This is a genomic window from Paenibacillus sp. NPDC056579 (genome assembly GCF_042793215.1).
Lineage (GTDB): Bacteria > Bacillota > Bacilli > Paenibacillales > NBRC-103111 > Paenibacillus_S.
On record NZ_JBHTVD010000017.1, the window covers coordinates 72293 to 85875 of the forward strand.

At 52.7% G+C, this 13583-nt stretch carries 10 protein-coding genes and 1 other annotated feature; of the genes, 2 read left to right on the plus strand and 8 right to left on the minus strand.

What is annotated here, in order from left to right; genetic code table 11:
• Positions 1-20 precede the first annotated feature (20 nt).
• Positions 21-2321 carry a helix-turn-helix domain-containing protein gene (locus ACFQ88_RS36790; protein ID WP_239630086.1) on the plus strand — a complete coding sequence of 767 codons (2301 nt, stop codon included), beginning with the start codon at positions 21-23 and terminating at the stop codon, positions 2319-2321.
• Between the two features lie 51 nt (positions 2322-2372).
• Here ACFQ88_RS36790 and ACFQ88_RS36795 read toward each other — a convergent pair whose 3' ends face one another.
• The 5 genes from ACFQ88_RS36795 to ACFQ88_RS36815 all read right to left on the minus strand — a co-directional run bounded on the left by ACFQ88_RS36795 (position 2373) and on the right by ACFQ88_RS36815 (position 8360).
• On the minus strand, positions 2373-2666 hold the full coding sequence (locus ACFQ88_RS36795; RefSeq protein WP_239630087.1) for a Dabb family protein: 294 nt from the start codon (positions 2664-2666) through the stop codon (positions 2373-2375).
• Positions 2667-2693: 27 nt separating this feature from the next.
• Entirely contained in the window at positions 2694-4907 is a 2214-nt protein-coding gene (locus tag ACFQ88_RS36800) for a helix-turn-helix domain-containing protein (RefSeq protein ID WP_379462642.1), read from the minus strand.
• A gap of 84 nt (positions 4908-4991) precedes the next feature.
• Positions 4992-6308: a polysaccharide deacetylase family protein gene (locus tag ACFQ88_RS36805; RefSeq protein WP_379462644.1), complete on the minus strand. Its 1317-nt coding sequence runs from the start codon at positions 6306-6308 to the stop codon at positions 4992-4994.
• A 198-nt stretch (positions 6309-6506) separates the two neighbouring features.
• Positions 6507-6986 carry a thioredoxin-dependent thiol peroxidase gene (bcp, locus tag ACFQ88_RS36810; protein ID WP_239630090.1) on the minus strand — a complete coding sequence of 160 codons (480 nt, stop codon included), beginning with the start codon at positions 6984-6986 and terminating at the stop codon, positions 6507-6509.
• Between the two features lie 66 nt (positions 6987-7052).
• Positions 7053-8360, minus strand: coding sequence for a serine hydrolase domain-containing protein (locus ACFQ88_RS36815; protein WP_379462647.1), 1308 nt, complete (start codon positions 8358-8360; stop codon positions 7053-7055).
• A gap of 259 nt (positions 8361-8619) precedes the next feature.
• Positions 8620-8895 (plus strand) — a binding site (T-box leader).
• 173 nt (positions 8896-9068) lie between these two features.
• On the opposite strand from ACFQ88_RS36815, the gene metG reads away from it, so the two are divergent.
• Positions 9069-10697 (plus strand): methionine--tRNA ligase, encoded by a 1629-nt coding sequence (metG, locus tag ACFQ88_RS36820; RefSeq protein WP_379462649.1) that lies wholly within the window; start codon positions 9069-9071, stop codon positions 10695-10697.
• A gap of 154 nt (positions 10698-10851) precedes the next feature.
• On the opposite strand, the gene ACFQ88_RS36825 is transcribed toward metG, so the two are convergent.
• The 3 genes from ACFQ88_RS36825 to ACFQ88_RS36835 are packed head-to-tail and all read right to left on the minus strand — an operon-like array spanning position 10852 to position 13492.
• The gene (locus ACFQ88_RS36825) at positions 10852-11637 is read right to left on the minus strand and encodes an ABC transporter permease (protein WP_379462651.1); all 786 of its coding nucleotides are present in this window, start codon (positions 11635-11637) and stop codon (positions 10852-10854) included.
• A gap of 6 nt (positions 11638-11643) precedes the next feature.
• On the minus strand, positions 11644-12438 hold the full coding sequence (locus ACFQ88_RS36830; RefSeq protein ID WP_239630094.1) for an ABC transporter permease: 795 nt from the start codon (positions 12436-12438) through the stop codon (positions 11644-11646).
• Positions 12431-13492, minus strand: a complete 1062-nt coding sequence (locus ACFQ88_RS36835) for an ABC transporter ATP-binding protein (RefSeq protein WP_239630095.1) — start codon at positions 13490-13492, stop codon at positions 12431-12433. Before ACFQ88_RS36835 ends, ACFQ88_RS36830 begins: the two co-directional genes overlap by 8 nt.
• Positions 13493-13583 lie beyond the last annotated feature (91 nt).

Here is a 13583-nt window from a genome sequence, read left to right on the forward strand (position 1 = left end):
GCGTACGGGGGGTGAACGGCATGTGGAAATATAAGCACTACAGGAATACTTTTCTGATAGCTACCATCAGTGCTTGTTTGCCTGCGGCCATTATCGGTCTGTTTGTTTACATCTTTGGAACCGCTAACATTGAAGCGGAGGCCAAGCGGACGCACCAGAACCAGGTATCCTTTGCAACGGAACGGATCGACAGCAACCTGGCCCATCTGGAAACCGTAATTGCACAATGGTCGTTTAACTTAAACCTCAGCAACACCTACGGCAATCTTGATGTAGAAAAAGATTTCTACAACATTCAGCAGGTTATATTCAAGTCGCTCACCTGGATTAAATCATCCGACCCGCTTATTGAGGAGGTCAGTCTATACCTTGATAAGCAGGAGGTTCTTATTACCGAAAATAAAGGGATTTTGAAGTTCGACTCCCAGGATACCCTTAAACTGTACCGCTCGTTAATCGCATATCAGCGTGACATCTTTTGGACCGATACGATTACCAATAACAAACATGCGGCACCCTATATGCTGGTCATGAGGCTCCCGGGCGGGCTGGTAAAGACTGAAGCCGCTTTAATCGTGGAGATTAACTCGAAGCAGTTGAACCGCTTGATCGGGGAACTGGATCCGGGAGGCGAAGGCTCGGCGCTGCTTATGCAGCAGGACGGCAATTATATCTCGTTCGGGCGCGACGGAGCGGCCGGGCCAAGCGAGCTGGATGTATTCGTAACCGATGCCGTTAAAGGGCAAGGGCAGGACCGCGGCTCGGTCATTGAAACCTGGCAGGGACAGACGTTCTCCATCTCGTTCGGCAAAATGAAACGCATCGGCCATATATGGACCGTCGCTACCGCTACCCCCATAGAGCAAATGACAAAGCCGGTCAAACTGCTGTCGCACGTCGTTATTTATGCCGGTGCGGCAGGCCTATTGTTTGCATTGGGGCTGTCCTGGCTTGCATCGCGGCAGCTGTACCGGCCTATCCGCCGTCTTGCCGCGCTGCTGCGCCCCGGGGGGAAGCCCGGCTTCGAAGGAACCGACGAAATCGATTATATTGCTAGCGAATGGAACAACTTATCGCGGGAAAGCCAAACTTTGCAGGAAAGGCTTGATACCCACCTTCCCTCTTTAAGGGAAAGCTTTTTGCTGCAGCTGGTGCAAGGCCATCTGTATTTCCTCAATGACGCAGAAATTACCCGCAGGATGGAGGAATACGGCTGGGAGGTTCAAGATAAGCTCCATGCAGCCATTGTGCTGCAGCTTCACGGGCTGTACAGCTCGGAGGGGAGATTTTCGTCCGGGGATGAGCAGCTGGTCACTTTTGCTGCTTTCAATATTGTGGAAGAGCTAGTCAAAAGTAAGGCACTGGATGCCAATGTCATCAATTTTCAAGATTTAACCGTCGGCCTGCTAGTCCGGCTTCACCGGGACACCGCCATGGAGGACGTAAAGTCCGTGCTGTATCATTTGGCCGGAGAGCTTGCCGCCACACTCCATAATTTGCTGAAGGTGCATACCACTGTCTGCGTCGGTAAGACGGCCGGCTCGCTCAGCCACATTCCGGCTATGTTCGACGATACGCGCAAGGCACTTAGCCATAAGAAGCTAAATGAGCAGCAGCAAATTTTGTATATGGACGAAATGATGCCCGAAGGCCAGCATCAGATTATGTATCCGCTGGAAGCGGAGAAGGAGATCATTCAGGCGCTGCGAATGGGGATGGAGGCGGAGCTGTACAAGGGGATGGACGAATTTTTGTCCACGCTGCAGCGTCAATCCGATAAGGAGATTCAAGTGCGGCATGGCTTGCTGCAGCTGTACGGCAATTTGCAAAATGCGATTATGCTGTCCGGGTTCAGTCCGCTTCAAATTGTTGGCGGCGAAATGCTCTGGGAGGAGCTGCTTCACCTGCAGGATCCAAATGCCGTGCTGCAGAGCATCAAAAACAATCTTGTCCGCCCATACATCCGGGTGCTTCATGTGACCCAGGATATCCAGCTAAAGCAGCTTGTTGAAAAAGTATTGATAACCATCCATGAGCAGTATATGAAGGATATTTCCTTGGAGTATTGCGCCGATTTGCACGGCACGTACCCGAAGAAGCTGAGTCTCGGCTTCAAGCAGGTAACGGATAAAACGTTTATCGATTATTTGACCAAGTACCGGCTGGACAAAGCCAAACAATTGCTGCTGGAAACCGATGAGAAAATTAACGATATCGCTGTCCGGGTCGGCTACCAGCCGCCTTACTTCAACCGGATATTTAAAAAGAACGAAGGGATGACGCCGGGGCAATTCAGGGAGAAAGGGGGAAGCGCTGACTAAGTCAGGCGTCCCCTGAGAAGTCAGGACCGGCTGTAAACCGGGTTCACCGGTTCACCACGTGTAGTCCAGTACGATCACATCGGCAAAATGCTCTCTGACCTGGCCTACAATAGACCGGTGCCGTTCGCTTGGCAAATACGCGTCGAGCGAAGCTTGATCTACGAAGCCGATACGCATGCCGACCTCGAAGCCTTGGCTTTTCCCTTCCTGGGAATGGTTTAAGCCTACGGAAAATTCGGCGATGCCTTCAATGTCCTTCAACTTTTGCAGTGTGTCCACTACTTTGTGCTTATCGGCTTCTGAGGTTCCCTCATGCAGCTTAAACAATACCAAATGTTCTACCATAACCATCTTCCTTTCAATTATTAGATATTATTCCTTCTTGCGGAATTCACCCGGCGTAACACCGGCCAGCTTCTTGAAGACGCGCATGAACGACCTTACGTTCGGATAGCCGACCTGCATGCCTATTTCCTGTACGGAGCCGTTCGTCACCAGCAGCAGCTTCTGCGCCTGCTGAATCCGGACATCAGCCAAATAATCGAGAAAGTTGACGCCGAACTCCTCTTTGAACATTTGGCTCAAATATTTGGCGTTAACGTCAAACTCGCCGCTCAAGTAAGTCAACGACAAGTCCGCATTCGCGTATTGGTCGTTGATATATTCTTTGACCTGCAGCATCAGCGGATGATTGCTCCGCGTCCCCCTCAACTCGTCCATCCGGCCGAACGCTTCCTTCAGAGTATCCGTCAAGTCCCGCTCCAGCTCGCTGATCGTATCCAGGCGTTCAATGGCCGCATGCAGCCTCGGGAGCGTCTCCTGCATCCACAGCTCCTGAAACTCCGCAGGCAGCTCCAGCAATTCCTTCTGCATATGATAGATCATATAATGCAGCATCGAAACGACGTCATCCCGTGTGAAAAAGCCTTCGACCAGCTCGCGGAAAAGCCGGTTCAGCTCGAGCTCCCACTCCTTGTCTCCGAGCCGGAATTTTTGCCCGATCGACCGCATAAGATGCAGATGCTCGTACACCTCTCCTTGGGCTTTGACGGAAATATCCTTGTACTCGATAATCCGGTCGCCGCCAAGGGCCGATTTGTATTTCAAAGCATCAATAGCTTCTTCGTACGATGCCGCGGTCTCCCCGATCTCTTCAACCACCGTTCCGACTCCTATCGTGACGGTGAAAGCGAGATGCTGGCGCACCCACTGGATAGCCCTCTGCAGCATTTGCACAGTCGGCTCCGGCTTCTCCTCGGACGCGGGAAGGTGGATCAAGACACAGAGCCGCTGATTCGACGTCCATTCCATCCAGACGTGAATCCCCTCATTTTGCGATAGCTCGCCAATCACACTGCTTAAAGTAAATTTCAGCAAATATTGATCCCGCAAATGGTACTGTTCGCAGTATTCCGCATACTTGTCGATTTCCACTACGGCCATGACGATCCGAGCCACATCTTCTTGCAGCCCGTACAGCTTCATCTCCGCCTTGAACTGCTCGCGGGTAATCGGCTTGCTTCCTTCTATCATATCCATAAAAAAGGTTCTTTTGCGGAAAATCAAATCTTCCTCCCGCTGCTTCTGAAACGTCATCGTCCGCTCGACCAAGTCGTCGAGCGCCGTCTCAATGAAGCGGAACTCGTCCTGACCGGACAGTCCGGCAAGCGAGCTGCTCTTCTGCGCAGCGTAGGCGTCGATCCGGGCTACGATGGATTCGATAGGCTGGTAATTGCGCCTAGTAACGTAAACGATCCAGACGATGCCGATCCCGATCATGAGCAGGCTGAGGCCGAACCAAACCGCCGAGTACGAAAAAATGAACAAAGGCACATTTTCGTTCAAGAGCCCGCTCTGGATATGCCATCCCGTATACTCGGACGTAATGTCGGAAATGATTTTACCGCCGGATTTGCTCCCTACAACCGGCTGTCCTTCACGGTCCACCAGCTGAATGAAGTTGACGTTGGATTCCGTCATATCCTTAATCAAATTTTGGATGGCCTCCGTTTGTACGTTGATGACGATAATGCCCTGCTTGGCGCCGAGCAGCGGCACGTTTTTGACTAATGTCACCACGTCGGTAGACCTTATTTGATCTTCGAACTCTTTGTAATTCCTCGCATTCGTCCACTTGGTAGACATGCCTTGCTGCAGGGCATTGCGGATAAACTCTTTGTCCCCGAACTCCTCCACCGGCGCCATCAAGGTGTTGCTCAAAACCGTCTGGTCGGAGGACCGGACAAGATAGATGGAATCGATCATAGGAGTATTGACTATTAATTCTCGCAGCTTCACTGCAACCTCATATTGGGTTATGGTAGAATTGCCTGTATAATATTGAGAGAAAAACTGGGATATTTTATCGTTCGTCCGGACTTCTTTGATCATTTGCTGCTCAATGGTCCTCATCGTATGATCGATCATCTGCATAACGTGCTCCGCGAACACTTTGTTTGCTCTTATCGTTTCTTTCTTCGACAGCTCGCTTGCCGATATGGCGGAAAGCAGGATGAGCGCCAAGGCGATGAAGAAAAAAATAGGCAAATAGGATAAAAGTAAGCGCTTAAACCAATTCTTTTTCAATGTGATACACCCCGAATTATGACTAGCATCTATACTCCATTATATCGTATATCCGGGGAGTGCGGGATGTTTCCCGAAAGTTTCTCAATAATCCAGCATAAAGGCTAAGCCTGCGCTATCCACAGCACGGACATGCTTCATTTCCTTGCTCTCCTCTTCCTCCGTTACCCGGCAGCCCAACAGCTCCACGGTATCCTGCAAAGGCACGTATACCGTCCCTTCGCGAAGCTCCATCTGCGGAAGATGGTACGACGTTTCCTTCCCGCTGTCCATCATTCGGAGCTCATGACGGGAGAAGTCGTATTCGGCTCTATACATTCCGTACCGGGCGACAGCAGTCCGCTCCTCTTGCTTCCATTCGATATGCCCGCCCATCCCCTCGATCAGAACGCGCAGCGGTACTTGATAGCTTCCCTCCGCCATTCGGTACTGCTCCGGATCAAGCAGTACGTCTTTGCCTCCAAGAGACAACAGCAGCGGACTTTGCTTGACCGCGGCCGATTCCATCGCTATGGAAGCTCTATGCGCTCCCGCTCCTGCCAGCAGCTTTTGATGCAGCGGCTCGTTTATCGCCCGCCCCCATTTCACCTTGCCGCTGGAAAAGTGAACCGGCTGGACCGTCTCGGTCAGCGGCGCGAACGCATAGCCCTTTTGCTTGAACAGGCTAATGATCTCAGGCAGCGCTTTTACTGTTTGTTCGTGTCCGGTCCCATCATGCATCAGCAGGATGACCTCATGTCGGAACGGGCCTTTTTTCACCGTTTGAACGATTTCGCTTGCCGGAACCCCCTGCCTGGACGAATCCCCGCTATCGATATTCCAGTCGTGCACTTCATATCCCGCCTGATCCATATAATAGAAGTAAAACGCGTCAAAATTGCCGAACGTCCCTCCGGGCGCCCTGACCAGTCTCGGCTTGATTCCCGCGTATTCCTCCAAACGGCTTTCGGTCTTCTCCACCTGGTTCCAGAACGCTTCCGCACTCGAATAAATCTCGTTATATTGATGATTGTATGTATGATTGCCGATGGCATGCCCTTCCTCCACCGCCCGGCGAACCAGCTCCGGATGCGACTCCACCTGCTGCCCCAGCACGAAGAACGTCGCTTTCACGTTCTCATCCCTGAGAATGTCCAGCACCTCGCCCGTCAGCTTGCTGGGCCCGTCGTCAAACGTCAAATAGACGGTCGGCCGCTCCGGCGTCACATACGCCTTTTCTTCCCATATCCGCTTCCCTGATGTCAGTTCCGAATACGATTGGTGCGCGCTCATCCTGTTTACATCATCGGCTGCCTGTGCGGGCATGGCCGATAGCGGCATGAGAGCCAGAGTGCACATCATGATGGCGGTCAGCCATAAGCCGATCCGGCGCGAGCGAAGCATTCGGAACAAGTTGAGCATGAAGAATCCCTCCGCATAATCTATTAATTTCGACTTAATAGACTATATGGGAGACTGGCCGATCGTATGCCATCATTCATGACCCCTCCGGAAGAAAACTAAGGAGCTTTTTTACAGCCTCTGAACGTAAAAAAAGAACAGCCCGGTCTATCGACCGGACTGAGCTTATGAAGCACGTGTGAAGACCGTAAAAACGGCTTACACCCGCTGCGCCAAATGATCCTGGACCGCCTTCAGCGTTTCCTCCACATGTCCTTTTATCTTCACCTTGCGCCATTCCCTTAACAAAGTACCGTCCTTATCTATAAGAAACGTGGAGCGCTCCACACCCATATATTGTCTACCGTACAGCGTCTTTAGCTGCCACACATCGTACAGCTCGGCCACCCGGTGATCCTCGTCGGACAGCAGCAAAAAAGGCAGGCCGTACTTCTCGATAAACTTCGTATGCCTCTTCACTGGATCGACGCTGATCCCTATGATCACCGTATCGGCAGCGGCGAACAGCTCCGAGCGGTCGCGGAAATCACAGGCCTGCGTCGTGCAGGTCGGCGTCATATCTTTAGGGTAAAAGTACAGAAGCACGTGCTTCCCTTGAAAATCGGACAGCTTCACCTTATCTCCGTTAGAGGCGGGAAGCTCAAAGTCCGGCGCTAGTTTCCCAACTTTAATTGTCATAACGGCTATCTCCTTAACACATCAGTCAAGTCGAGTATAGCGCTTCTTGCGGTAATATACAAACGGCTACTCCGTCTGATCCCCTGTTTGCTTGAAAGCTGCTAGGGAAGCCTTCAGCTTGTCTGCAGCTGCATCACTGGACGGAAGCGGCTGATCCGACTTCACCGCAAGTATGGTGTTCACCAGCATTTGCTCCGGCATGAAATCGTCCTTCTGGTTGTCGGCCGTAACCGCCAATATCAGATTCAGGTCAGGGACGACAAAGATGCGCTGACCTCCCGAGCCTGCAGCGAAGAACACGTTATGCTGCTTCGATGTATCCGTACCTGCTGCTATACGCTTAAGCCAGAGCAAATAGCCGTAATCCCCGGTTGTGCCGTTATCGTAAGTGACCTTTGTCTGCGGTTGAACCGAGGTCTCCACCCAAGAGGCGGGAACGATCTGATCGTTCTCCCACTTGCCGTTATGCAAGTACATCAAGCCGAACTTGGCCATATCTCTGGTGGTAAGATTAAGTCCCCAGGCTCCGCCCAGGACGCCTTGCGGATCTTGGCCCCAGGTTACGTTTTTGATGCCCATCGGGTCCAGCAGCTTGCTCTTGGCGAAGCTGCTGAGAGGGATCCCGAGCGCCTTCTGCAGCAGGACCGCCATAAGATGGGCGTTGCCGTTGCTGTATTTAAATACCGACCCCGGTTCGGTGACGACGTTACGTTCCAGTATATACTGGCCCCAGTTCGGAGACTCCATCATCTCGTTGGATGAACGTTCTCCGGTATTATCCCACTCGAGTCCCGAGGTCATAGTGAGCACATTCTTGATCGAAATGTCCGCCTTCTTCGAATCCGATGCCGTTTCAGGGAAATAATCTCTCAGCCTCTGATCCACGCTCTTGATGATCTTATCTTCAATCAGCATCCCCGTTAATGCGGAGGTGAAGCTTTTGGTAACGGACAGCACCGACTGCCGCTTCTCCGCATCCCAATCGCGGCTGTACCCTTCCGCAAGCAAATAGCCGCCCCGCACAAGCGCGAAGCTGTGAACGTTCTTGTCCTTCATTTGATCGACCATAGCCGCTAAACCGGCGGAATCGATACCGTGTTCTTCCGGCGCCGCCGTCTTCCACCCGTTCGTAGGCCAGTAGTCAAGCGGCTTCGCTTTTTGGATGGCCTGCACCACTTCCGTACCCGAATAAGGCGATTGCGCCTCAGGCAGCTTCGTCTGGGTCTGTGTCTGGTCCACAGGCTTCTTGCCGCAGCCGGCCGTAACAGCCAGCGCGCATGCCATTAGCAGCAATCCGCCTCTTTGCAGGATACGGCCGGTTGGCCGCGTTCCCGCAAAGCTGCTCTTTCTCTCTCTTTGATTTCTCTCCACCATACGGTTTCCTCCATTGCTCTGAATCCTACCGAACTTATGCGGCTTCTGTGCCGCTTTTGTTTATCTTTATCTCTGATAGGACCTTCTCTTCTCCCTACCTTTCCAGTATACAAGGCAATTGTGAACGAACTTTTACGCTAAAATGAGTATTTGCTAAATATTAGCTGAAAATTCGCTGAAAATTTACTCTCGCAAGCTGGGTTCTTCCCTATTGCTTTTCGTTCCAATCTGGATATAATGGGTTACTAAGGAATAAATGGAAAAAGCTTTGATGAGAAAGAGTAGTTGGAACGAATTCTTTGAACAGAGAGCTCCGGCAGCTGAAAAGGAGCAAAGAAAACGTCCGATGAATATGGTCTCTGAGCTGTGCATCGAACCCCGGTCTGCGTGTTCGCCGGGAAGTAGGCTGCATCGGGCGCACCCGTTACCGTGCTAGGGTATACCACCGCCTGCGGTGCCGTACCTGAAGAGGTCCGTATTGCGAAATGCGGATAAATTGAGGTGGTAACACGTGAGTCATACTCTCGTCCTTTCGGGGACGGGAGTTTTTTGTTTTTAGAGGTTGTTTAAAAAGTCCGCTTTGATAACGAAGAAATAGCGGGTAGTCATTCGACATCGAATCTTGAACGAAGCCGGGAAGTCCAACCTTCTCGGTTCTGAAAACGGACTTTTTAAACCTGTATTTAATAAAAAAGGAGGCTGTTAAAGATGAACATATTCATTGGAGGAGCTTGGCCGTACGCGAACGGCTCGCTTCACTTGGGACGCGTAGCGAGCTTGCTGCCGGGAGATATTGCCGCCCGGTATTTCCGGCTCAAGGGGGAGAAGGTGCTGTACGTATCCGGGAGCGATTGCCACGGAACGCCGATCGCCATCCGTGCCGCCCAGGAAGGCGTCGTGCCGCAAGCTATCGCGAGCCGGTATCACGAGGAGTTCGCCGAGTGCTTCCGGAGACTCGGCTTCTCGTACGATTTGTATACGCGCACGGACGATCCGTTCCATCATCGGGTCGTACAGGAGCTGTTCTTGAAGCTGCTGGACCATGGCTTCCTGTACAAAAAAGCCGTAGAGCAGACGTTCTGTGCCGTCTGCGATCGATTTTTGCCGGACCGTTACGTGGAGGGCCGCTGTCCGCATTGCCGGAGCGTCGCCCGCGGCGATCAATGCGACGCCTGCTCCGCGCTGCTCGATCCGTCGGACTTGCTGGAGCCGGCCTGCAAGCTGTGCGGCAGCTCACCGACACGGCGCGAGACGGATCATTATTTCCTCGCTCTGTCGAAGCTCCAGAGCCGGCTGGAGGAGTATGCTTCCCAGGCCGTCGGCTGGCGGGACAATGCAGTGCGGCTAACGCGGAGATATCTCGACGAGGGGCTGCACGACCGCGCCGCTACCCGCGACCTGCCATGGGGCGTCGATGTGCCCCTCGAAGGCTTCGAGGGGAAAAAGATTTACGTCTGGATCGAAGCCGTAAGCGGCTATTTATCCGCCAGCATGCATTGGGCCGAATTGAACGGCACCGACTGGAAGCCGTTCTGGTCCGAAGAGGCCGCGGCGTACTATGTGCACGGCAAAGACAACATCCCGTTCCATACGCTGATATGGCCCGCAATATTGCTCGGCGCCGGCGCAGGACAGCTTCGCCTGCCCGATGCCATATGGTCCAGCGAATATTTGACGCTGGAGGGCCGGAAGTTCTCCACGAGCAGCAACTGGGCGGTATGGCTGCCTTACCTGCTGGATCGGTACCATCCGGATTCGATCCGGTATTTCCTGACCGCCAACGGGCCGGAACATCGGGATACGGACTTTTCGTGGCGCGAGTTCATTCACAGCCATAACGGGGAGCTGCTCGGCGCTTTCGGCAACTTCGTCAATCGGACCTTGAAGTTTATAGGCAAGTCCTTTGATAGCCGGATCCCTTCAGGGATCATGGATCCCGAGGTGAAACTACGCTTGGAGTCGCTATATGCAACAGCGGCGGAGCTGCTGGAAGCCGGCCGATGCAAAGAAGCGCTGGAAGCGGTCTTCGCATTCATCCGCAGCGCCAACAAATATTTCGACGAGCGCAAGCCGTGGATGCAATTCAAGGAAAGCCCCGCCGACTGCGGGGATACGCTGTATACGTGTGTACAGATAATCGCCAATCTGTCCAACCTGCTCTCGCCGTTTTTGCCGTTTTCGTGCGAGACGATCCGCGCCTCTCTGGGAATTGACGAGCCGGGCTGGGGTTATACGGAGGTTCCTCCTCTCGCCCCGCTTCATTCGTCGGAGGCGTTGTACGAACGCATCGATACCGGCCGTATCGAGGAGGAGCTTGACCGGCTGCGCAACGGGTAATCGAATGGATACCCCGCACCTCAGAGCCCCCACAGACCGCGCTCCCCTGTCCTCTCTGAAAAAAAAGCCGGCTCCAGGCTAATCAAGCCTCGGAGCCGACTTTATTTTGGGTCACATGCACAGCCGAAAGAAATCCTGAACCGCGAATACACCGTTACGATCCGGCGCCGCGGTACCGTTTGACGCCGAAATTCCAGATGAGCAGCGCTATTGTCAGGAACACCGCGCCGACTACCGGCGTCAGCAGCGCGAACATCCCCCAATTTTCACGGTCGAGGAAGTATGCCGCCGGATAAAAGCCGACGAAGCCGAACGGCAGCACCCACGTCAATAACAGGCTGATCAGCTTGTTATAAATCGTCACCGGATAACGGCCGTAATTTTGCAAATTCCACAACAGCGGCAGGATGCCCGTCGGGGAATCGGAGAAAAACGACAGCGATGTAAAGAAAATATACACGCCTCCGTAGATCATGATTGAGCCGGCTACCAGAAGCACGAACACGAACGGATCGTACCAGGTCAGGTCCAGTCCCAGATGGGACCAGGAGTACACCATGATGAGAAAGCCAGTCAAGGCGCTGAACAGCGACGAGGGGTCCATATTTTCCAGCATCAGCTGCACCAGATTATAGGCGGGACGCGTCAAAATCCGGTCCATCTCTCCTTTAACAATGTAGCGTTCGCTGAAGCTCCACAAGTTAAAAAAGGTAATAAAAATACCGTATGGCACCATAAAGTAACCGTAGATGAACAAAATTTGCTGCTCGTTCCAATCGCCGATCGCCTTCGTATGGTTAAACACGACGAGGATGAAAAACAAGTTCAGCCCGTTGAACAGCAGGTCGGACAGCACTTCAATCCAGAAATCGGAACGGTATTCCATCCGGGTTTTCATGTAATTTTTCAAATAATCGATAATCAGGCCCGCATAAAACATCCGTTCTTAACCTCCTTGCACAAACAGCCGCGTCCGCGCGCTGCGCCATAATACGAATAAAGGAACGATGAGCAGCACGAACCAGACGGCCTGTATCCCTAGCACCTGATAAATGGCGTTTCCGGTAACCTTCCCTGTGAAAACGGAACCCGGCAAATACGTGATAGCCTGAAACGGAAGCAGCTTGAGCAGCCCTTCGGCCCAGCCCGGGAAAAAGGACATCGGGACGACCAGCCCGGAGAACAGATCGACGGCGACCCGCTTCATGCGCATCATGCCTTCGTTATTTTCCAGGAAAAAGGCGAACAAGCCGGTAATAATATTAATCTGCGTATTAATAAGGAAGCTGAAGAACAGCATGATGAGGAAAATTCCCCATACGGCCGGGTCCGTAGGCAGCTTCACCGGAAACAGGAACGATACGATCACCATGCCCGGAGTCGAGAACAAAAACAGCCGGAACAGCCCTTCGCCGAGCCCTTGCATCATTTTGACGATGATGTAGTTATAAGGGCGGATGAACTGGATCGCCACGCTGCCGTCCTTGATTTCATTGGCGATTTCACGGTCAAGATTGTTGAAGTAGAACGCCCGCGCCATCCAGGATACAGCCACATAGGTAGTCATCTGGGCTACGGTCATGCCGCCCAGCGTCTCGCTGGTGCCATAAATCGCCTTCCACAGAAAATAGTACGCCCCGATATTAAGGGCATAAATGATAATGCCGCTATAGTAGTTCACGCGGTAAGCCAGCATCATCAAGAACCGGATGCGGATCATGTCGACATAAGCGTTAAGCATGGACGGTCACTTCCTGTTCGCCCGCCAGCTTCTCGTGAGCGGCTGCCTTGGCTTCGGCCGAGCCCGATTTATAGATCTCGCGCACGATATCATCGGTGTTCGTTTCGACGATTTTAATATCTTCGATGCCGAGGACGCCGACGACGCGGCTCAGAACTTCGGAGACGTTAGCCTTCTCCTGAGGGATGAAGACCCGGGCGGTCAGCTCGTTGTCGAGCGACCAATCCACCTGAAGCCCTGAGGTCAACTGGCGCAAACGCTCAAGCGACACCGCTTCGGTAAATTGCAGCACCACTTCCTTGCCTTTACCCCACGTAGCCTTGAGCTCATCCAAACCTCCATCGTATATAATGCGTCCGTCATCAAGCATGATGACCCGAGAGCACAGCGCTTCGATATCCTGAAGATCGTGGGTCGTGAGCAAAATGGTCGTTTCATAACGCTGGTTCATCTGCTTCAGAAACTCGCGGATTTCCGTCTTGACGACAATGTCGAGACCGATCGTAGGCTCGTCCAGAAACAGAATCTTCGGATTGTGCAAGAGCGACGCAGCGAGCTCACAGCGCATTCTTTGGCCCAAGCTCAGCTTGCGCACCGGACGGGTCAGCAGCTCCTGCAGCTTAAGTCTCTCCACCAGCTCGTCGAGACGCTGCTTAAAATCGGCTTCGGAAACCCGGTATACTTTTTTCAGCAGCTGGAACGATTCGATCACGCCGATATCCCACCACAGCTGGCTGCGCTGCCCGAAGACGACGCCGATTTCGCGGACGAATTTTTCCCGTTCCAAATAAGGAATGTAGCCGTTCACCCGAATGTCTCCGGATGTCGGTACCAGAATACCCGTCAGCATTTTGATCGTCGTTGATTTGCCCGCGCCGTTCTCGCCTATGTAGCCGCAAATTTCCCCTTGGGGAATTTGAAAGCTGATGTCTTTGACGGCCCTCACCTGGTTATACTCTCGTTTAAATAGATCGCGAACGGCCCCTTTCAGACCTTCGCGGTTTTTCTGCACCCGAAATTCTTTTCGCAGATTATGAACTTCTATCGCCTGCATAATTTCCTCCCGAACTGGTTAATAGATGATCAAACGGACATGCACCGTTCGACACGATACGAGCGTGTCCGTTTGTCCGAATTTAGCGAAA